General features: G+C 43.6%; 16 protein-coding genes. 4 read left to right on the top strand and 12 right to left on the bottom strand.

Features of this window, described 5'->3' with window-relative positions; genetic code table 11:
* Positions 1-6: 6 nt before the first annotated feature.
* Positions 7-483 carry a phosphohistidine phosphatase SixA gene (sixA, locus tag V202x_RS12955; RefSeq protein WP_145175328.1) on the top strand — a complete coding sequence of 159 codons (477 nt, stop codon included), beginning with the start codon at positions 7-9 and terminating at the stop codon, positions 481-483.
* A 46-nt stretch (positions 484-529) separates the two neighbouring features.
* Here sixA and V202x_RS12950 read toward each other — a convergent pair whose 3' ends face one another.
* From V202x_RS12950 to rho, 6 genes are all read right to left on the bottom strand, one after another.
* Positions 530-1,201 carry an HAD family hydrolase gene (locus V202x_RS12950; RefSeq protein ID WP_145175325.1) on the bottom strand — a complete coding sequence of 224 codons (672 nt, stop codon included), beginning with the start codon at positions 1,199-1,201 and terminating at the stop codon, positions 530-532.
* Between the two features lie 85 nt (positions 1,202-1,286).
* Complete coding sequence (locus V202x_RS12945; RefSeq protein ID WP_145175322.1) at positions 1,287-2,648, bottom strand: (Fe-S)-binding protein; 1,362 nt, start codon at positions 2,646-2,648, stop codon at positions 1,287-1,289.
* Positions 2,649-2,715: 67 nt separating this feature from the next.
* The gene (locus tag V202x_RS12940; protein ID WP_145175319.1) at positions 2,716-3,966 is read right to left on the bottom strand and encodes an FAD-binding oxidoreductase; all 1,251 of its coding nucleotides are present in this window, start codon (positions 3,964-3,966) and stop codon (positions 2,716-2,718) included.
* Between the two features lie 72 nt (positions 3,967-4,038).
* Positions 4,039-5,547: an FAD-binding oxidoreductase gene (locus tag V202x_RS12935; protein WP_145175316.1), complete on the bottom strand. Its 1,509-nt coding sequence runs from the start codon at positions 5,545-5,547 to the stop codon at positions 4,039-4,041.
* A 174-nt stretch (positions 5,548-5,721) separates the two neighbouring features.
* Complete coding sequence (locus V202x_RS12930; RefSeq protein WP_197993368.1) at positions 5,722-7,212, bottom strand: DUF3604 domain-containing protein; 1,491 nt, start codon at positions 7,210-7,212, stop codon at positions 5,722-5,724.
* Positions 7,213-7,567: 355 nt separating this feature from the next.
* Positions 7,568-9,160, bottom strand: a complete 1,593-nt coding sequence (rho, locus tag V202x_RS12925) for a transcription termination factor Rho (protein ID WP_145175310.1) — start codon at positions 9,158-9,160, stop codon at positions 7,568-7,570.
* An 800-nt stretch (positions 9,161-9,960) separates the two neighbouring features.
* Here rho and V202x_RS27995 point away from each other — a divergent pair.
* Entirely contained in the window at positions 9,961-10,083 is a 123-nt protein-coding gene (locus V202x_RS27995) for a hypothetical protein (RefSeq protein ID WP_261343773.1), read from the top strand.
* A 260-nt stretch (positions 10,084-10,343) separates the two neighbouring features.
* On the opposite strand, the gene V202x_RS12920 is transcribed toward V202x_RS27995, so the two are convergent.
* The gene (locus V202x_RS12920) at positions 10,344-11,192 is read right to left on the bottom strand and encodes a M48 family metalloprotease (protein WP_145175307.1); all 849 of its coding nucleotides are present in this window, start codon (positions 11,190-11,192) and stop codon (positions 10,344-10,346) included.
* A gap of 279 nt (positions 11,193-11,471) precedes the next feature.
* Here V202x_RS12920 and V202x_RS12915 point away from each other — a divergent pair, with 279 nt between their 5' ends.
* Together V202x_RS12915 and V202x_RS12910 are read left to right on the top strand one after the other, a co-directional pair.
* Entirely contained in the window at positions 11,472-12,965 is a 1,494-nt protein-coding gene (locus V202x_RS12915) for a sulfatase (RefSeq protein ID WP_145175303.1), read from the top strand.
* A 168-nt stretch (positions 12,966-13,133) separates the two neighbouring features.
* Positions 13,134-17,582 carry an amidohydrolase family protein gene (locus V202x_RS12910; RefSeq protein WP_145175300.1) on the top strand — a complete coding sequence of 1,483 codons (4,449 nt, stop codon included), beginning with the start codon at positions 13,134-13,136 and terminating at the stop codon, positions 17,580-17,582.
* Between the two features lie 13 nt (positions 17,583-17,595).
* Here the strand turns inward: V202x_RS12910 and V202x_RS12905 are convergent, their stop codons facing one another.
* From V202x_RS12905 to V202x_RS12885, 5 genes are all read right to left on the bottom strand, one after another.
* Entirely contained in the window at positions 17,596-18,522 is a 927-nt protein-coding gene (locus V202x_RS12905; protein WP_145175297.1) for a thioredoxin domain-containing protein, read from the bottom strand.
* 243 nt (positions 18,523-18,765) lie between these two features.
* Positions 18,766-19,368, bottom strand: coding sequence for an anthranilate synthase component II (locus tag V202x_RS12900; RefSeq protein ID WP_145175294.1), 603 nt, complete (start codon positions 19,366-19,368; stop codon positions 18,766-18,768).
* Between the two features lie 23 nt (positions 19,369-19,391).
* Complete coding sequence (gene pabB / locus V202x_RS12895) at positions 19,392-20,891, bottom strand: aminodeoxychorismate synthase component I (protein ID WP_145175291.1); 1,500 nt, start codon at positions 20,889-20,891, stop codon at positions 19,392-19,394.
* A gap of 101 nt (positions 20,892-20,992) precedes the next feature.
* Positions 20,993-22,405 carry a DUF6513 domain-containing protein gene (locus V202x_RS12890; protein ID WP_145175288.1) on the bottom strand — a complete coding sequence of 471 codons (1,413 nt, stop codon included), beginning with the start codon at positions 22,403-22,405 and terminating at the stop codon, positions 20,993-20,995.
* Between the two features lie 37 nt (positions 22,406-22,442).
* The gene (locus V202x_RS12885) at positions 22,443-22,787 is read right to left on the bottom strand and encodes a 4a-hydroxytetrahydrobiopterin dehydratase (protein ID WP_144986488.1); all 345 of its coding nucleotides are present in this window, start codon (positions 22,785-22,787) and stop codon (positions 22,443-22,445) included.
* Positions 22,788-22,796: the final 9 nt, after the last annotated feature.

Below are 22,796 nucleotides of genomic sequence, written 5' to 3'. Positions count from 1 at the left end.
AGTTAGATGGAACTACTAATTATCAGGCATGGAAAAGCTGAAAATGCAGGTGTTGTTCCCGGAGGTGACGCGGCAAGACCATTATCAGAATACGGCAGCCAACAGTTTAGAAAAGTGGCTCATTGGATTGGCGAACATCAGAGTGCTCCTGAGTTGATTTTGCACAGTCCTTTAGTAAGAACAACTCAGACTGCACAGATTTTACAAGATGCTGTGGAGTTGAATGATGACCTATGTTATCCACAAAACTGGCTGGGGTTTGGACTGAATCTGGAACCATTGATTTCATTCGTCCGGTCTTCCGAATTTGAGAGAATTGCAATTATCGCTCATATGCCGGACGTGGCTCGATGTACTGCTGATTTAATCGGGGGTGGTTCGATTACATTTAAGCCAGGAAATGTCGCTTGTATTAAATTTGATACAATGATTGGTATTGGACTTGGCAGTTTAAAATGGCACCTGAGTGCACCGCTTTTTTAAAATCGATAATCTAATATATTATGCGATGATAATTCGAGGTGATAACTCATGTTCTGCTTGCTGAGAGCAGTTCTAATAACTTGTCATCTGTAAGACTGCTGGCAATATAATGAGCAGAGCTAAAGTCACCATAATCGCTGTGTTCATGCGGTATTGAAACCACATGAGCGCCTGCGCTCACACCAGATTTCGTGCCGGTTTCGCTATCTTCCAGTACTAACATTCGCTCTGGCCCCACCCCTAATTTCTGGGCCGTCGTCAGATAAATTTCAGGATGAGGTTTTCCATGAGTCACATCTTCAGCAGTTAAAGTAATTTGAAAGCGATGCATCAAGTCAAATTGCGTGAGTAATGTCTCTAGATGCTGACGTGGTGAAGATGTTGCCACTCCTTTGGGGATATCCAACTCATCGAGATAATCTAGTAATTCAAACAGTCCCTGCATCGGTTTCAAGTGCTGATCCAGAAGTGAATAAAATATCTCCTGACTTTCTACCCAAAGCTCATGGGGATCTTCTGGTTCATTCAAATGACTGGAAAGATGTTGGAACCCTTCCAATGCGCGGCGTCCCATCATGCCATGCAAGATCTCAGAAGTCATTTTTTTACCGCGACGTTGTAGTAACGCATCTCCCGATAGAAAAAAAACATGCTCTGTATTAAACATTAATCCGTCCAGATCAAAGGCAACCGCCTGGATGGGTACTGTATGAGACATATTGTAACTCTTTAAAAAAACAATAAGACTGTACTATTTCTGGAAGTAGAATAGTCTTTCAACGAATGGGGATCAACTAAGTAAATCAAATTGGAGGTTTTTGATTTCGATAACTGAGATCCAGGATTTCCATGGGGTGCGCAACCCAGAGTGGTTTGTGAGCCTGACGCAGTTGTGAATCAATTTGGAGCGTGCAGCCTACATTACCGCTGATCACAACATCAGCCTTTGTATCAAGAATGTTTTTCAATTTTCGCTGGCCAAGTTGATCTGCCATTTCAGGTTGTGTCAGGTTATAGCTTCCCGCCGCACCACAACAGATGGTTGACTCATTTAGAGGAGCCAGTGTTAATCCTGGAACTAATTCAAGCAGTTTTCTTGGTTGATTTTGTACTTTCTGTGCATGTACCAGATGGCATGCATCGTGATAGGTGGCTCGGATTGGTATTTCGCCTTGAGGAGGAACTGGTCCTAATTCAAACAAAAACTCTGAAACATCTCGGAATTTGGTAGCCAATTGTTTGAGTTTTTCAACCTGCTCTTGGGGGACACCTTCAATTTCATCAACGATGTGTCCGTAATCTTTAAGCATCGCACCACAGCCGGCTACATTGACAATGATGGCATCTAGCATATCTAAGTCAAACGCTGCAAGATTCTGTAAAGCAAATTTGAGAGCTGCCTGATCTGATCCACTGTGATAATGGATGGCACCGCAACAAGTTTGATTTCGGGGAACAAGGACCTCACAGCCGTTTTCTTGTAAGACACGGGCTGTGGCGCGATTCACATGGCTATACATTCCCTCCGAAACGCAGCCTGTAAAGAAAGCGACACGAGCTCGTTGAGTGCCTTTTGCGGGTAATATTTCTGGTAATGTAGCTTCGACAGGTTGGAGCCGAGGCAAAAGATTGTGCATGCGACGTAATTTTTGAGGCAACAAATAAGTCAATTTTAAAGAATCGATCAATTTATCGACCATCAAAAATTGCATGATGCGTGCAGGTAATAATGCCCAGCGAATGCGATTGGGATAAGGAAAAAGCCGATAGAGAATCCATCGGTGGAACCAGTCGCTTTCCGGGCCTGTTCCTGCCGCTGATTCCATTTTATGAATATCGACCCGAAATGGTTCGATCAAACGACCGTATTGCACACCCGAGGGGCAAGCTGTCTCACAACTACGACAGTCCAGACATAAATCCAGATGCCCTCGTACAGAATCAGATAACTCAATGCGTTGATCTACCACGGCTCGCATCAGATAAATACGCCCGCGAGGGCTGTCGTTTTCATTTCCCGTTTCTAAATAAGTAGGACAGGCAGCGGTACATAATCCACAATGAATGCAGTCCAGAAATTTTTCATATGGTATCTCAGAACCTGGGACTTGTTCTGTATCTTTCGTAGTCGCGGTCGAATTCACTAGAGAAGTATCGGGTGTCATTGATTAACTCGTATGAGATGATTCGTTCGATGAAATAATTTTTAGTTAAATAATGTTATTTTGTTGCTCACGTTTCAACCAGCTCTGCAAATCGTCTTGAATTTAAAAGTTGATGTGGGTCAAACGCATTTTTCATTTCCCGCATGATCGACCATCCAGGAGGAGATGAACAGAACAAGGGAAGTGCCTCTGCCCATTCTGATTCGCATTGATAGATCGTCAGATATCCTGTTTGTAGAGATGGTTCTTTTTTTAATCGGTTTAAAATATGCTTTACATCTTCTAGTGAACTGGCTGAGTCTGGTAAATGGCCAAAAACAATACCATCTGCCGCATGCGCTTGGACAGCAATATTTAACTCTGTTGCCGCTTCCACAAATTCCAGCATTTGTGAAGGAAGTACAACTGCCTTAAGAGTTACGGGGTCGTCTGATGAAGTCTGGTATTCTACAAATGCATTATAGAGTCTGGTTGCATGGTCCGAATCAACAATTTGAGCGCTCAGGGGAGAGAACTCTTTCCACTCTTCGATGATTTTGTTCGTTTGCCAGTGAACTTCGTTATTTGAACCTTCGTAACTAATACAAATGACATCGTTCTCACAGGGGAGCTCAAAGCGTGATTCTGCTGCAATTTGTTTGGCTGCTTTACTGTTACAATATTCGATTGCAGTGGGGCGCGTTCCAGAAGTTGTCAATGCTTCCAGGGCACGATCAATTTTCTGGTAGGAATCAAAAGTAAACCAGACCATGGAGAGAGTCTCCGGCTTGGGACGCAAGTTCAGAGAGACCTGGCTGATTATGGCTAATGATCCGAGAGATCCGACCAGCATCTTTTTCAGATCATAGCCGGCAACATTTTTGACTACCCTGCCCCCTGATTTGAATAGATTTCCAGATCCATCGACGGCTGATGTGCCAATGACGTAGTCGCGGATTGTTCCGTATGAAAAACGTTTAGGTCCACTGGTATTAGTGGCGATGATCCCTCCCAGTGTGGCTCGGTTGGACTGAGGAACATCAACGGGGAGACGCTGTCCTTCTGCGGAGACGATTTCATTGAGATGATCAATTCGCATACCTGCTTCGACAGTAATCGTCATATCTCGTACTGGATAATCGATAACGCGATTCAATTGGGATGTACACACTTGAATGCCGGACAGGCTGGAAGCACAACACACTGATAACGAGGTACGACCGCCAACAGGAAAAATCTGTTTTTGAGACGTTGCCGCATTGTCCGTCATGAACCTGCTTAATTCAGTTTGCGATGCGGGAATGAACTCTTCGAGAGAGTCAGATTGTGTGGACGACATAGAACAGCTTTCAGTAGCCTTTTATAAATATTCGTTTTACAGTTCAAATTGAATCTAGAATTAGCTTTAAATTCAATGCGGTGCATGTCGAGTAGGGTGAGACTGTTTCACAGTTGATTTTTCATCAGATTGAATTGGTGGTAGAACTTTATCGCGACTACAAATTTGTCGGGGATTAAAAATATTCCGCACAGATTCCATTGCATCCAAATCTGTTTGATTGAAGATTCGGCTCATGAAATTAATTTTTTCAACACCGATACCATGTTCTCCGGTGACACTCCCGCCGAGTTCCAGACACTTTTCCAGAATCTCTTCACTTGCCTCTAGAACTTTTTGGATTTGCTCTTGATCTCGTTCATCGAACAAGAGAATCGGATGCACGTTCCCATCTCCTGCATGAAAAACATTGACGATTTTTAAACCATAGCGTTTACTGGTTTCCTCTATAAATTCGAGAATTTCCGGAAGTCGTGTTCGTGGAACAACACCATCCTGCGTGCAGTAGCTAGGACTCAGACGACCAATGGCTCCAAAAGCCTGCTTGCGGCTTTTCCAGATGAGGAGCCGTTCTTCGGGAGTGTCTGCTCTTTGAATTTCACGGACGTTACAGGCATTACAAATTTTTAAAATTTGTCGTACTTCTTCATCTAACGCGATTTCGAGACCATCAACTTCAATAAGTAAAACGGCTCCTGCGTCAAGAGGGAAGCCAAAGTGGAACGCCTCTTCCACGGCTTCGATAATTCCCTGATCCATCATTTCCAAGGCAGAAGGGATAATACCTGCTGCAATCATTTCGGAGATCGCACGTGTCGCGTCTGCAATTGTTTGAAATACCGCCAACATGGTGCGGTGTGATTCAGGATCACGAGTGAGCCTTACGATCGCTTTGGTACAAATTCCAAAGGTACCCTCATTCCCAACGTAGAGGCCATGTAGATCATAACCGGGAACTTCTGCTGTAGGTCCACCGAGTTCAATGATAGAACCATCTGGTAAAACTGCCTCCAGACCAAGTACATGATTTGTCGTGACACCATATTTTAAAGTGTGAGGTCCGCCTGAATTGGTGGCAATGTTCCCGCCTATCGTACAGGCACCCTGGCTGGAAGGGTCTGGAGCATAGTGATATCCCGTTCCTTTAAGTGCATTTGTCAGATGCAAATTTACCATTCCAGGTTCAACAATGGCGTAACGGTCTCTCAGGTTGATTTCCAGAATTTGCTTCATACGAGTCAGAACAATCATGACTCCTCCGCCAATTGGGAGGCAGCCTCCGGAAAGGCTGGTTCCAGCTCCTCTTGCTAGGAATGGAACATTGTATTGATTGCATAGCTTGACTATTTTCGAAACCTGTTCAGTTGAAGTGGGGAAAACAACGATGTCAGGCGCATTTTTGTCGACGATATATCCATCGCACTCATAGACAAGTAATTCTTGTGCATCGTACAAGACCCCCTCTTTACCAACAGTTTCTGTTAACTGTTGAACCAGAGAGGAAAAATCAGAACTTCCCTTTTTCAACTCAGCCAATAAAGGAGTTTTTTGAGTGATCGTCTGGCTGGTTTGTTCAACCATTGCTGTGGGATACTTTCATTTAGACTGAAAGATATATTTGAGACTCTTAGTCACATTTTAGAACAAATTGTATGTAAGAATCAATTCTCTGATTACCGCTTCATACAATTCAGATCGTTTAAATTATGACAATGGTGAGATAAGCGAGGCATTGTCATTTAGATTATCCGAAATTCATTTTTTATTGACCCAAATGGGGCTGGACCAGGCCATTTCCCCATTTGACTGAATTACGCGGACATAGTACCAATCGTCCTGTTTGCCCTCTCCAGTATCTTCCAGTTCAAATTCAGTTTCCCATTGATCATGGAATACAATTCGATGCAGCATGGCTGATTCCCAGGGAAACGGACGTGTAAATAACATCTCATTACTAACAGCAAGATCGGCGAAAGTCTGTGACAATTGGCATTCACCCGGTTCGATACAGGAGATCGAGACCTTTGTGTTTGCATCTCCCTGGATGCGCATCACAATTGCTTTTTGAGACCAGTCATCCACTTGTTGCTTAAGCGCCGTAAATGATTGGATTTTCAACTTGTGAGCGGATTGTTCCAGGATTTGATCACGTCGAAATTCATCGAGTGGGCCAGTTGTAAAACAGGGTTGAATTTGTTCAATACTTCCCCCGTCAACATTTACCGTGAAATTCCAGTCAGCCGTCCCTCCCCAGCCTAAAGCGGGCCAAGGTCCCCAGCCATATTCAAATCTCAAGACAACAGGCTTTTCCCAGGAGTGGTTGTCTGGTTCATTGTCTACTGGAAAATTACGATGAATCACACGTCCATTTTTGAGAACTTCGACTCGATCAATGACGTCCCAGCCACGAACATGGACTTTGAGTTGACGTTGATCTGTGAACGCCAGCTCTTGTCCCATTATGTGTTCGTTTAGAAAAAAGTCGAGTTCAATCCGATCTCCAGAGACAGCATAGGTTCGCCGATTTCGTATGGCATCAAAGATTGCAGGTCGGGTCAATTCAGTGGCTTTAATTGCGGCAAGACCTTCGCGGTAACCGCCAGGATGTCCCAAGTGATCGTCAGTACTTGCAATCACTCCTAATCGATAACCCTGGTTAAGATAATATTGCAATGTATGTTTCGTCCAACGGCCTCCTTCTGTATGTCGCTTATAAGGGAAAGGGGCACGGTCATGCTCAGCACATCCCCATTCGGAATGGATTTCCAGAACTGGTGAAACGTCTGAAGCCAATTTTCGGGCATCAAATCCTCTATGCCCCAGACGGTTGGCTGGATGATGAGGAATCAGTAGACAGCCTCTTTGTCTGGCGAACGCTTGCAGTTCCACCAAATCTTCAATTAGTTCATAGTCACCATCCATGTCTGGATAGAGAATATGATAGTCCCCTTCTTCAGTTCCATGCCGCTCATAACCCAGGATTGTGACGAACTCTCCGGGGCTGTCAAATTGTTTTGCTAACTCGACAACTTCAGGCCAGCGAGAACGAGCAATGTGAAACCCGTTTCGCCACTTATGCGTGATTTTTCCATCATACTCTTCAACATCAGGCCAGTAAGAATGAGGCGTGAATGCATAAAAATCCAAATGATTTCGAGCAATTTCAAAAGAGCGATCCAGAGAGCCCAGTGCATAACCTACCTGGTTGTGGTTATGAAGATCACCAAAAAAATTTCGGTAGTTCAATTCCATCTTCCTGCAATCTAAAGTTGGAAAAGAGGGGTAAAACTAATTTTTATAGAGCGTGATCTACTACGGTAACGTTATCAGAATTTATTCGATACCGAATTGCGAGTAAAAAACTGAATTGTTTTCGCAACTTCTAAAACAGAGCTCGCCAGAAGCGGAGTGAAATACTTGAATTTAATCAGGTAGTGTAGAATTCGTTTTTGATTAAGGGGGTTGAAGGCTTATGTAACCGTAATAAAAGTTGAATGTCGTTCAATTTCTCTTTGGTAGTAGAAATGGAAGACATCAGAAAGAGGACGCTTGTGTCTATCTTTTCAAACGGTTTCCAGAGTGGCCAAGTAATTGAAATTCTTTACAGGATCGCTCGGATTTTTTCGAGAAACTCTTTGTTCGTAGGAAATTTTTTGAGCGTGCTACTGAGCTGTTCCATCGCTTCAACAGGGTTTAATGAAATTAAACTTCGGCGAAGCATTGTGACACCATCCATAACCTCTGGATCGAGGATTTTTTCTTCACGTCGTGTACCCGAAAGTGTAATGTCGATAGCAGGGAATATGCGACGGTCGGAGAGATCCCGACTGAGAACCATCTCCATATTGCCAGTCCCTTTAAATTCCTGGAAAATGACTTCATCCATGCGACTACCGGTGTCAATCAGTGCTGTTCCTAAAACAGTTAGAGAGCCACCTTCATCAAATCGTCGTGCTGTTCCGAACATCTTTTTAGGAATGTCCATCGCTTTGACATCCAGACCACCGCTCATGGTACGGCCCGTATTTCCGACCCATTTATTGAACGCCCGCGCTGTTCGAGTAATACTATCCAGAAGGATGAAAGCATCTTCTCCAGCTTCAGCCAGGCGTTTACCACGCTCAAAAATAAGCTGGCTTGTACGAACATGACTTTCGACGTCTCGGTCCATTGAAGACGAAATGACCTCGCCTCTGATGGAGCGTTCCATCTCGGTGACTTCTTCTGGTCGTTCGTCGATCAATAAGACCATCAAGCGGATTTCAGGATGATTTTTACTGACCGCCTCTGCGATGTCTTGTAACAACATCGTTTTTCCGGTTCGCGGTGGAGCAACAACGAGTGCTCTTTGCCCTTTTCCGATTGGCGTAAGCAGGTCCATGACGCGCATCGTAATTGGCATGGCACCAGTTTCAAGTTTAATTTGCTCGAAGGGGTTGATAGGGGTCAGCTCATCGAAGGGCTTAATTTCCATATACTGTTCAACGGTTCGGCCATCAATTGATTCAATGCATTTGAGACGTGGCCCTTGCCCTCTGGTGCCTGGACCAACTTCTCCTCGAATCAAGATGCCTTCACGCAGATTGTGTTTTTCAATAAGAGAACTGGAAACAAATGCATCTGAGTCTTGTGCTTTGTAGTTTGCCTTCGGGTCTCGAATAAAACCGTAAGCTTTGGGATGCAGTTCAAGAACCCCTTCGATCGTTCCTGAGATGTTTTCATTGGCTGCAGAAGAACTGGATCGAGTACGCCGTGATTGATTTCTTCCACCATTACCGGAACGTGATCGGCCCCCTCTACTGTTGCGACCTCGATTGTTATGCCCCCCTTGACGACCTTGACCCTGGTTACCGTTGCCTTGGCCAGATCCATCTGATTTTCTTCTTCTTCGCCTTCTCCTTCGATTGCCACCTGTCTTTTCAGATTGGTCAGTCTCTGATTTTTCGGAGTTATTATCGCCTATCGATTCAGCAGGTGTGTCTGACATATTTTCTGGTTCTGTTTCGCTCTTGGATGATCGATAGCTTTCGACAATTTCGAAATTATCTTCTGCTTTACGATGGTATTCATCTTGCAGATCATCGGTTTCATTTTGGTGATGAGTGTCTTCTCCCGAGTGCTCTTCTTTTTTTTGTGTCTTTGTTGTTCTTCGACGTTTGGGTTTGTCTGAAGTTTCAGAACTTTTAGCAGCCATACAGAAAACCAAATCATTCTAAAATAGTAACGAAGTAATTAGTGACACAACTACGGCATGAAAGTATTACGAAGCAACCAATGAAAAATCAAACTCAAGTCATTGTCAGTATGGAATCTGCAATGATGCTTGAATGCTTTAGGCATACTTCGGAATTAGCCGTCTCTTAACTCAGCGGAAACCTGACAAAGGCCTTAAAATGAAATTGGCCTCGTCTTGATCTCATGAAGAAAGATTCACGCAGAGGAATAAGTTGCCCGATATTTGGACTCGACCATCGTGGCCTGTTTATTCCTGTAATTAGGACAATCGCTTATGAAATTTCATAGAGATTTAGCCCCGGCATTGAGAACAGTGAGCTTTAAAAAGCGTGTTGACGAATGCCGCTGATTAGGTGATCGTCTTGCCGATATCCTTTCAGGCAAAAAATATTGTTGTCAAAAACAGATACTTTGAAATTCAATCGTTTCAATCAAGTCCCGTCAACCAATACATGGTTGCAAATAAGGAACTTTTAAATGTTTTAATTTAATAAGTGGTTCGGCTTTCCTGATGTTTTAATCATCAGCTCTGATCCAACTCAAATTAATAAATGGGAACAGATAACATTCACTATATTTACTATTTATTTGCACAAAACTTCAAGCCAGCAATATACTATTACGAAGGTGAAGTTAAATTGCAGTATGCAACCTCAACCGGTCACAATTTGTTTAACTTTTGAAATATCCCTTAGCGTATTTACAGAAGAGAAAAACATTTCAAGAATTTCGGGCTCCTGAATGCTCTCAGGAGTGGTGATGTTGAGAAAAAATGCCCCGCTGGAAACGACTCAACTTACTTTAAAAGCCAATTTGGTTACCAGTGATATTAAATACTGGTTAATGAAAATGATCTCAAAAGCGGGTGAGATCCTCATTTGAAAAAACGGCTCACTAGAGATCCTTTATTTTGTAATATTTATCAAAACAATCTCATAGCGTCAATACTAATAATCGCTCAAGCACGTTGTACTTTTATAATAGCTTATATTTATAAGATGTCAATTCACTAAAATGATTCGATCAGATATTTTGTTCAGGCTATGCATTTTACTCTATTATAAAGAATATTTGAATTACTACGGAATTTAGCAATAACTGCGTCAATAAGCTAAATAAAAGGTTAAAAAATGAGTTTCAATTTATGGCTCCAAATCATTAGGAAGGCCAGAGGGAAAAGCACGTTGGATATAATCTTTGATGCGTTCGATACGATTCCCTGGATCAGGATGAGTACTGAATATTTCTGGTTGTCTACCTGCTCCTGCTGAACGCTTTAAAATATCCATCACACCAATCATCGCGTAAGGATCGTAGCCCGACATTACCAGTAATTTGACTCCCCAGCGGTCGGATTCCAGTTCATCACTTCTTCCATATTTCATATTAACTAGAGATCCAACCATTTGAGCCATTCGGGCGCTGTTAATATCACCTCCAGCCACACCAGCGGCACCTGCCAGTCCCTGAGTTAATTCCTGTTTTGCCATTTGCTGGGCTCCATGTCTAGACAGGACGTGTCCAATTTCGTGGCCGAGTACACCTGCCAATTGCCCTTCCGATTCAAGCTGTTGGTAAAGAGCGGCTGTGATAAAAATTTGGCCTCCTGGCAAAGCGAATGCATTAATAACCTGGTCATCATTCAGAAGGTGGAAGTCAAACTGATAAGGATTCTGACGTCCTGCTTTTTGTAGCGATTGATTTAAGTTTTGAAGCAGACGATTCCCAACTCGATCGACGTTCGCTTGTGCCATTTGGTCTGGATGTTCTCCATGGTGTCGACTCATAATCGTGGGTAGCGCCTGCAGACCCAGTGCAATTTCTTGCTGTTCTGTGAGTGCGACGATTTGATTTTCCCCTGTAATTTCATTGATGTCGCTCTTCATCATATAGGAAATGAAAGCAAACAGTGCGATTCCTGCTGCAATCACCAGGCGCATTTTCAACGATGAATTCCTTGAGCCGTGAGTGCTACGGATATATCGTGGCATGATTCTGAAGTCCTTGTGTATCCGAATACTGTTTAGATTAGGTATTACTTCACGCGGAATCGGAGTAATCTTTTAATATTCTAGTCCTGATGGGAACCCGGTCAATCTTCCTTATCAGCTGGAATTTTGTCGAATATTGTAGTTTCTTTTTCTTTGTTAATTAATTGAATCCGTGCTAACAATCATCTGGATAGGAATTGCGAGAAGTCAGATGATCATGCATCATGGTTTAAAGAGTGAATATTCCATTTCCTGCTGATCCCTAATTTATGAGATCTAATGATGAATTTTAGATATGCTTTTTTGTTGATCACGCTATTCCTTTTTCCACAACAAGGATTATGGTCCGCTGAGAAACAATCAGATTCAAAACCGAATATTATTGTGATTTTGTGTGATGATCTCGGTTATGGTGACCTCGCCTGTTATGGGCATCCTCAAATTAAAACACCTCATATAGATCGATTGGCTTCGCAGGGAATGCGATTGACTGACTGCTACGCGAGTGCACCTGTTTGTTCTCCTTCACGTGCCGGGCTACTCACTGGCAGAACTCCTAACCGAGTAGGAGTCTATGATTGGATTCCCGAAGGTCATCCGATGCATTTGAAGCGAGACGAAGTTACTATTGCTCAATTGTTGCAGAAAGCAGATTATGACACAGCACATGTAGGAAAATGGCACTGTAATGGTTTGTTTAATTCTAAAAAGCAACCACAGCCTGGTGATCATGGATTTCAGCACTGGTTTAGTACACAGAATAACGCCCTGCCCACACATCAAAATCCGAATAACTTTGTACGCAATGGTAAACCTCTCGGTGAGATCAAAGGTTTTTCCTGTCAGATAGTGGCAGATGAGGGCATTCGTTGGTTGAAAGAATGGAGGGCCGTTGACAAACCGTTTTTTCTACATGTCTGCTTTCATGAACCGCACGAACGAGTGGCATCTCCACCCGATCTTGTCAAACGGTATCTCGACACGACCTTATATGAAGATCAGGCACAGTATTTTGCGAATGTCGCTAATATGGATGCGGCCGTGGGTAAGTTAATGAAAACCCTGGACGAGTTGAAATTAGCCGAAAATACATTGGTCTTTTTCACTTCTGATAATGGGCCGGAGACTTTAAATCGTTATGGTAAAGGTTCAAGACGATCATGGGGAACTCCTGGGGTACTCCGAGGTATGAAATTGCACATTTATGAAGGTGGAATCCGAGTGCCTGGCATCATTCGGTGGCCAGGGCGCATCGAGGCAGGTCAAGAGAGTAACGTTCCTGTTTCAAGCGTGGACATGCTACCGACGTTCTGCGAAATGGTTAACATCTCACTTCCGAAAAATCGTGAGTTGGATGGAACGAGTTTGCTACCATTGTTTGCTGGGAATAATGACCTGCAAAGATCAACACCTCTGTTTTGGAATTATTATCGAGCCAATAGCACACCTCGCGTTGCGATGCGCGAAGGGGATTGGAAAGTGGTCGCACATTGGAGTGGGCCCGAAGGAATCCGTCGTTTGGGAAATAATGTCAATTCCATTTCTCAAGAGTACATTAAAAACGCGAAGTTGACTAAGTTTGAGCTTTATAACTTGAAAGAAGATATCAGCGAGCAGCACAATCTTGCCTGGCAGGAGCGGGAACGGCTGAATCATCTGAAAAAGAAATTGACTCAGAAATATAAGGAAGTCCAAAAAGAAGGTCCTGTTTGGGATACGAAGTCATACGAGCAAAGCCGTGAAAAATCGCTATTTAAAGATCAGGCGAAATAGTTTGGTATTGATTACAAGCTTATAATGACTGGTTTCAAATTCCTGATAGAGCATTCTGATGTATTTACCTGTTCTCATTGCCTGAGAGGGTTGCTAAAGTAAATACCCAAACCTTTGATTGATTCTCGGTGATAACTCGATTCTCATTATTTAATACATGGAACTAGAATGTACTGTTTCCGCTTTCTCGGTCTATTATGTTTGATTATCGCACTTGCAGTTCCTGTTCAAGTTAATGGGCAAGCCAAACGAAATGTCGGTTTTGAATTAACTGCATTTGCACTTACAAATGCAAAAGTAGTCACTCAGCCTGGAGCTGTATTGGAAAATACGACCATTCTGATTAGAAATGGTTTAATCGAAAAGGTCGGTTCTGATCTTAAGATTCCCTCAGATGCAGAGGTGATTGATTGCCAGGGGATGCACATTTACGCTGGATTCATCGACGCTGCTTCGAGTAGCCTTATCAACAAAGAAGTTAAGCCTCCAAAGCCAAGTGAACGAAAAGTAGACTTCGGACGGCATGCGCTGGCGGCGACACGCCCCGATAATCGCAATTATCTCAGCCCGGATTTTCAAGTGAATCAGGCAGTCACAGACAAAAAAAACAGTTTCACGAACTATCAGAAAGCGGGCTTTACTTCAGTTCATATCTTACCTCAGGGGAAAATCGCCAGTGGACACGGGACTCTGGTTTCAACAAGCGAGCACCCCGTGAGAGAATCTACTTTAATCAAATCCACGATGAGTTCTTTCAGATTATACGCTCCAAAAGGTAATGTGTATCCGAAAACCTTAATGGGGGCTGTTGCTCATTTACGACAAACCTTTCTCGATACTCAGCATTACGAACATCATTGGGATTTGTATCAGGATCAGTCTGCTTTCATTAAACGGCCTCCAACAGATCCTACGTATGTGGCTTTACTTGAAGTTCTGCATACGAAGAAAGTTCCTGTGTTTGCAGCAAATTCGCGCGATGAAATATTACGAACGCTCGATTTTTGTGGTGAATTCAAAATCAAACCAGTTATCTGGGGTGGAGCGGAAGCACATCTTTGTCTGGATCGATTAAAAACAGAATCCCAAGGCATTATCTTCCAGTTGAATTATCCAGTAAAACCGAAGGTTGAAGATAAGGCGGAAACGAAAAAACTCACTACAGAGATATCAGAGCCATTACGTGTCCAAAAAGAGAAGCTCCGACTTTGGAAAGAACGGATTCAAGGTCTGACGATGCTGGCTGATAGTGGTTTGCCTGTTTCCGTTTCTTCCGAATCATTAAAGAATCGTGAATCAGATTTGATACCTCAATTACGGACTGCAGTGAAAGAAGGATTGTCTGCAGAAAAGGCGCTCCGGTTTTTGACTCTGGGGGCTGCAAAGATCCTGGAGATAAACCAAAGACTCGGGACGATTGAAAAAGGGAAACTGGCTCACCTGGTAATTATGTCGGGCCCTTGGGAGAAGGATGATACGAAAGTTCGCTATCTGTTCGTTGATGGGGTCAAACTGGATTTTTCAGACAAATCTAAGGTCGACAAGGAAAAATCACCAGGAACGATCTCGCCTGAACAAGAACGGCCTGCGAATATCGATTTGGCGGGAGTCTGGGGAGTGGAAATTCAGTCTGCACAGGGAAAAGTGATCGGACAGCTACAAATTTCTCAAGAAAAAGAGCACTTGCGAGGCACTTTTACTAGTGAAAAAGGTGATGGCAAAGTGACCTCAGGTACGATTGAGAAAAGTCAGTTTCAATTTACTGTAGCGATTGGAGCCGGAGAACACGCGATTGAGCTTCAGTTTAGCGGAGCGCTTGGAAAAGAGACTAAGCCAGAACGTATTTCAGGTAAATTAAAATCGGCCTTTGGTACAGAGACCAGTTGGTCTGCTATCCGTAAAAAAACGAAATCTGAATCCACTTCTAAAAATCCTATTCAATTATCTATTGAAGGTGCAGGCAATGAATTATTAGACGATTTATTTTCTGATGCAATTGTCGCCAAAAAACCAGATCTGAAGGAATCAGAGACAAAACAAATTAATTACCATCAATTCAAAACAGAATTAGAATCCGATCGGGTCAGGCGTGTTCTAAAAACGGACGGGAATCTTGTATTGAAGAATGGCACTGTGATTACAGTCACCGGCAAGATTCTGAAAAACACATCGATTCTGGTTAAGAATGGGAAGATTTCTAATATCGGCAAACAATTGAAATTCCCTGCTAACACGACAGTGATAGATATTACAGGTTTGTATGTCATGCCTGGAATTATCGATACTCATAGCCATATTATGATCACTGACGGGATCAATGAATCATCACAGTCAATTGTACCTGAGGTACGTATTAAGGATGTGGTTAATACGACCGATCCATCAGAATATCGAGCGCTAGCAGGTGGTGTGACCACGGCTCGACTCTTCCATGGCTCGGCTAATGTTATTGGAGGCCAGGATGGCGTTGTCAAATTAAAACATGGGAAACCGGCTCAAGAACATATTCTGCACGATGCACCTCAAGGGGTGAAATTTGCGCTGGGTGAGAATGTCAAATTCCGAACGTCACGGTTTCCTAATACCAGAATGGGAGTCGAAGCCACATTGCAGCGAGCGTTTCTGGAAGCTGTGGATTATCGACGCCAGTGGCAGGAATTTGAGAAGGCTCAAAAATCCGATAGCAAGCAAAAACGGTTACCTCCCCGCCGAGATCTACGATTGGAAGCATTGGCTGATATCGTCAATCATGAAAAATTTATTCATTCACACTGCTATCGGGCAGATGAGATCCTGATGCTGCTCCGAGTTGCTTCTAATCTTGGTATCCGAGTCTGGTCGCTACAACATGTGCTGGAAGGTTATAAGATTGCTCCGGAAATTCTGTCACATGGAGCCAGTTGTAGTACATTCTCGGATTGGTGGGCTTACAAAATTGAAGCGTTTGATGCTGTGCCTCATAATGCAGCGCTACTCAATGAAGCTGGCGTGAATACGGTTGTTAAAAGTGATGATTGGGAATTGATCAGGCATCTTTATCTCGAAGCCGCTAAAACAGTACGCTACGGGAACATGACTTTTAATGACGCTCTTCGAACCATTACGATTAACCCCGCTCGAGAGCTGGGTTTGGATCAGAGAATGGGATCGATTGAAATAGGGAAAGATGCTGACTTTGCTATTTTTAGTGGTCATCCATTGAATGCATTTTCCCGTTGTGAAATGACGATTATCGAAGGGGAGGTTTATTTCGATCGGAAAAAACAACCCACGGCGATGTCCGAGATAGCAGAGCGACGGTCTGCTACTCCTCAAGTTGAAATTGCCTGGCGTAAGGGGGAGCCGCTATCATTGCCGTCAGACGATGTTAAAGAGTTTGCAATTAAGGGGGCAACACTCCACCCGATTGATGGAGCAGATATTTTCGATGGGACTATCATCGTTCGAGGGGAAAAAATCGACTATGTCGGCGCTGCGAAACCGCTTCCGAAAAAGATGAAGGTGATCAACGCGAAGGGGCTACACGTCTATCCGGGATTGATTGACTCTGGTTCTACGTTAGGGCTCACGGAAATTGATAAAGTTCGAGAAACACGAGACTATGCAGAAAGTGGTGATCTACAACCAGATTTGCGAACTGGCGTAGCGATCAATCCCGATTCGGAACTGTTTCCAGTGGCACGCGCTGGTGGGATTACAACAGTTCTAGTATGCCCTCAGAGTGGTTTGATTTCAGGGCAAGCTTCGATCGTTCAGACAGCAGGTTGGACGGCACCGGAGATGGTTATGAATCTTGAAGCGGGCTTACAGATCATTTGGAGTACAAAAAAAGAGCGTCAACAGGAATTGAAAGACTTTATTAGCCAGGCACGGCTTTATCAAAAAATTAAAAGACAGGCTGAAAAGAATGGCTCAAAAGTTCCAGTGACCGATCCTCGTTTTGAAGCATTGATTCCCTATCTTGATAAAAAAAGGCCAGTTTTTATCGAAGCCAATTCACAGAAGGAAATTGCTGGTGCCCTGCTCTTTGCAGAAGAGGAAAAATTAGACATCATCATTACGGGGGGGACTGATGCCTGGAAGCTATCAGATGAATTAAAATCCAGAAACGTGTCGGTGATTGTGGGGCCGGTTATGAAGCGTCCAGCAGAAGGCCATGATCCTTTTGATGCTCCTTATGCCAATCCGGGACATCTCTATGATGCGGGTGTTACATTCTCGATTCGTTCCAATAGCGCCTGGAATTCTCGGAACACGCCATTTGAAGCCGCTATGGCAGTTGCCTATGGTTTACCCGAAGAAGCCGCATTGCGAGCGGTCACTTTATCTGCCGCAGAAATATTGGGGGTAGACAGTCAGATTGGTTCACTCACGGAAGGCAAGTTGGCAAATATGATCATTACAGACGGATCACCTTTGCAGCATACTTCGCATATCAAAGCAGTTTGTGTTGGTGGAAAAATACTACAGCCAGAAAGTAAGCAAACACGATTGTATGAGCGTTATCGTACGCGGTTACAGGCAATCCAAAAACCATCCAGGAATGATCCCACTAAGACGGTGCCCCTGGAGACTCAAAAATCAGAATCCGCAAAGAAGCCAGCGAATACGAAATAAATATTACGTTGACTTAGCGTAGAACTGCCGTTTCAAGCTGTTCGATTTTCAGGACATGCATCGTACGGCTATAGCGATCAGGATTCTTTTTGAATTCATTGCGTGATTCTACATCAACAAATAAATATAAGTTTTGATCGTAATAAGCACCATATTTCAAGTTTCCAGGAATGGCACGATCTTGTTTGTTGAGAATCACAGGATCGCAGCCCAGTAACTGTGGGGCATAACGTCCTGGATCAATTTTAAAAATTTCTAACTCAGTCTGACTTGCCAGATGATAAGTGATTCCCTGGTAAGACCAGTTGAATTCTTCTTTGCCCTTTTCCCATTTTCGGTCGCGTGTCAGAGTGACCGGACTGTATCCATCTAGACCTAACTTTGGAGGTTCAGTGGCAACATAAGTATTTTCTTCTGTTTCAAAAGACTCGGTTGTTTCTTGTTGTTTTAGTTTTTGCATGAGTTCTTGCTTACTTTTTTGAGCCAGATATACTCGCCGATCATTTTCATAACGAGAGGCGCCACGACCTAAGAAGCTTAAATAAGTGTTTTTGGCCTGCATACCTTCTGTACGAGTAATGATCGTGCCAGTGGGGGTTAAAAGGATATCACTGGGAAGTGAACGAACGTTAAAACGCTCAACCAGATGCTGGTTTTGATCACTGTCAATTTTGACGGCAATAAAACGTTTACCAAACTGACTGGTGAGAACCTGAGTGTTTAACACACTCTGATCCATCTGACGGCAAGGTCCGCACCAGGAAGCATGGAAATGTAGTAAAATGGGGAGATCTTTTTGTTTTGACATCTTTTGAGCTATTTTAAAATCATGCAACCACTCACCGGCCAAAGATTGATCGATCGATATAGCAATCAAAGTGACCGTGATTGTTATTATCGATAAATAGTATTTCTTTGAATTCCATTTGGTTGATTGCATGAAAGCACCTCCACAAATCGTTCTGGATATATGAACGGAATGTCGCTCAGTAAAGTGGATAGCAGATTTTTTATTGTTCTGGCATCTTCTTGATTATCGGTTGGACCTGGGGAGGTTATTGTGAAGTATTACACACGAATTGAATGGGATTAAAAGGAAATGAAAAAAACGCAGGGTCATAACGGAGGTGTTTATTTACTAGCAATTAAACTCGAGCCAGTTTGACTAACCGGTATTGTGAAATTAGCAATGAGCGTTTTTGGATTGTTTGGGGAGTGATGGAAGAAATGAGAGAAAACTTTCCAGTAATGAACGGCCACTTTCTGTCAAAATTGACTCGGGGTGAAATTGAACACCAAACAGTGGGGCTGTTTGGTGTTCAATTGCCATCGGAATTCCCTCTTCCGTCCTGGCTGTGATCTCAAGATCAGAAGATAGTGATGCTTCATCAATAATCAAGGAATGGTAACGCGTTGCCTTGAATGGATTAGGCAGGTTGGACAATAAACGGGATTTTTGATGATAGATTAAAGAAGTCCGGCCATGAACAGGTTCCGGTGCTTTGATGATTTTCCCACCAAAGCTGGTAGCGATCGTCTGATGTCCCAGGCAGACTCCCAGAATTGGGATTCGATGAGTAAAGTGTGTAATTAGTTCCTGGCTTACACCAGCCTCATTCGGAGTACAGGGGCCGGGAGAAAGTACAAGTGCGTCAGGTGAGATTTGTTCGGCCTGTGCTAGAGTCATTTGATCATTTCTGATGACTAAGGTCTGTTGCCCTAACTCTTCAAAATAGCAGGCCAGATTGAAGACAAAGCTGTCATAGTTATCAATGATCAGGATCATGGAATTGCTTCTGAAAATTAACGTTATTTTTGTAGTGCGGTAATCATCCCTGCGGCTTTATGCAGGGTTTCTTCATATTCCAGCCTTGGATGACTTTGTGCTATGATTCCCCCTCCCACAGGAAATTGAATCCATCCATTTCTGACAGTAAATGTGCGAATCAGAATATTACTGTCGAATTCTCCATTCAAACCGGCATAGAACAGACTACCACAATAAGGGCCACGGACAGTCGGTTCCAATTCCGCAATGATTTCCATTGATCGTACTTTTGGCGCGCCTGTGATGGAACCGCCGGGAAATGAAGCTGCCAGTAAGTCCCAGACTGTTTTGCCCGGTTTAAGTTGTCCTCGTACTTCTGAGACAAGATGTTGTACGGTTTCGTAGGTTTCAACTTCACACAGATGTGGAACACGAATGGAACCTGGTTTGCAGACACGAGAGAGATCATTGCGGAGTAGGTCAACGATCATTACATTTTCAGCATGATCTTTTTCGCTTTCACGTAGTTCATCACGTGTCAATAAATCTGCTTCCGGCATGAATTTTCTACGACGAGTACCCTTAATGGGGCGCGTTTCCACTTCTTGGTGTGAGACATTCAGGAATCTTTCAGGTGAAGCGCTGACAACCGCCCAGTCATCCCAGCCAAAATAACCTGCAAACGGAGCCGCATTTTTTGAGCGTAAATTCAGATAAAGTTCAGCAGGATGTCCTGTGCTGCGGCTCAGCAGGCGTTGCGAAAAATTTGCCTGAAAAATATCGCCAGCATAGATGTATTCAATGATCTTTTCGATCTGATTTAGAAATTGTGTTTTGCTGAAGTTACTTAGTATCTCTTCGTTTCGTTCAACAGGATAAACAGGAGAAAGTTGATCAAGAGACAGTTTATTTGCATGCAAAAAAGCACTTTGTGAGAGTGCGGCCAATTGGTCCTGTTGATTAAAGTTGGAAGAATCGATTCTGGTTTTAAGTGACTTCAGCCGTTCTGCAGCAAGATTAATATCTTGTGTTTGCAGACTTTGATCGAAACCTTGGACGATGAGCCATGCCCGATGCTGATTATGATCCCAGGCGATCACCCAGTCGTAAAAACCGACAGCCAAGTCCGGGAGTTGAAACTCATCGTGGGAGGCACGGGCGAAGTTCTCCCAGCTTTGTCCCAGTTCGTAGGAAAGTAAGCCTGCAAAGCCTCCTTGGAACGGTGGAAGGCCAGGAATAGATTCCACAAAAATTTTAGTATAAACGTCCCGAAACGATTCAAAAGGATCAGCTGAATAGTGAGTATTTTGGATTTGAATGCGAGTGAGTGGGTTACACATCAAATAGGAGAACTGTCCTTGTGATGAGGTTTGACGTGCACTTTCCAAAAGTAAGAGACTGTCATCACCTGCAAATTCAAGAAAGATCTGTTCTACATCTGGATACGGAGTCAGTTCTTCCACGAGAGGAAGCTGGCTTGCGACTTGCCCTCCCTGCTCTAGGGATTGATGAGAGAAATCCTGAGATATGTTTCCCGACATTATTTTATCATGATTCACAGTGAAAAACGTGATGCGTGCGCGTTAGAGCGAGACGCAATGGAAGGCCCTAGTATAACATGAGCCAGGTGGTTAAGGAATCATTAGCGAGGTCCACATTGTGGCTCTTCGCCCTGTTTTCGTCTGCGTTCATTGGCACTGACTTCCTCTTGTGAGAGAAAACCCCAGTTTAACGGCTGATCTTGTTGATATTGCTTTCCCAACGTTAAAGCAGTTACTGCTTTACACATTTCGTAACCCAGGTAAAACGCATGTGAGGCATCCAACCCTTTGGGATTGGCCTCTGAAAACTGATCAAATAGTTCATAAGGGTCAGTTCCTTTCCAGTATCCGTCACGATTCATGACGTGTAGTTGGTTCTCCTCAGCAAAGATCCGGTAATTCGGGTCACGGATATTTTGGGCAAGATTACTTAATGCATCAGATCCTCTTTCGTTAAGCTTGGCATCTCGCAACATAACAAGCTGGTAATGAATGTGTTTGGGTAAGCTTTTATTTTCGATGGCATATTTGATGAGTCGTCTTGCATAGTCAAATTCTCGGATGGCGCTGCATGCCCAGTTGATCACTTCGGTAGCAAGCACACTATGAATTTGAAGTTCCTGGCAGAGAGCGGCAAGTAGAACATTGATTCCCGCCGTGTCTACTTCCGTCAGTTCAGTTAAATTTCCGATGCCCATCATGATTTCAAAATCAGGAAATTCTTTTCTTGCCCTGTAGTAACGTTCCAGGGATGTTGTGAATCCAAAGCCGATTGGTTCCAGGATTGGATCTATTCGAAAAGGAGTGTCAGATTGAACCAGTTGATCAACGATGGTACAAAGAGAATCGAAATCACTGGGAAGATTCGGGATGGCAACGACTTCAGTTCCCAGTTTTGAAACCCAGTCGAGATTAGTTTGATTACAACTGAGGATGAGTTCGGCTCCATTACCAACAGCCGCTTCTACTTCAGCTCGATCAAAGCTGTCAATGGAGACGCGGTATCCTGAATCAACCAGCATCCGCACGATCTCTCCTGCTCGCTTTGTACTTTCTCCGGGGATACAACCTACATCGATCAGATTGGCTCCGTTTTGGCGGTAATGTTCTGCCTGTTGCAGTATTTCTGCATTCGACATTAACGGGGCATGATTGATTTCGGCTAAGATTTCGATATCGTATTGAGACAGATCTTTTGGTGCCTTCCCCTCTTGTCCAAAATATTCGGGCAGGTCGAAGTGATCCTTGGGGCCCCTTTTGAACGGAATTCCAAAGTGGTCAATGAGAACCTGAAGATCACCTTTACACATACCTGGCAGCATGATCCAGTCGATGCCGTCAGGAACTGTCAGTCTGCGTTTGACCAGAGGAACGTGCATCAAAGCAGCAACCTGAACATTCAACACAATGACTTCAAATTCAAAACCAACCTGGGGGGCAAGTTTTTCCAATACTTCGCGCAGTGAATATTCAGCCAGCTTGCCCGTCACAAACAGGATGCGTTCCTGTTTCATAGTTGGTCTCTCTTGTAGTCTTATAACTGTTTATCTTTTAGCGAACCCAGTTTTTTGGAAAACCATCAAGGGCTGCTGCATCGTCTGGTAACCAGGTCACTGTCTCCTCAATTTTTTTCGCCAATTCCGTGTCTTTGGTTGTGATTGCTTTCACACGGTGTGTTTGTAGTTTGACGGTTACGGCAGCATAGCCAACACTTAAGTCTGGATGATGCCACCCCGCTTCTGCCAGATAACCTATGGTATTCACCAGCATGAGTGTATGAGCCCAACCGGGAGTTGAATACTTTCGTCTAATCCAACCATCTCGGAGTTCCCATTCGGAATGAGTGTTCAAAAACTCTTGTATCTGTTCTTCTGATAAAATCTGATCTTCTGTCATGCTTACCTC

The organism is Gimesia aquarii (assembly GCF_007748175.1).
Lineage (GTDB): Bacteria > Planctomycetota > Planctomycetia > Planctomycetales > Planctomycetaceae > Gimesia > Gimesia aquarii_A.
This window is presented reverse-complemented; position numbering and strand designations above follow the sequence as displayed.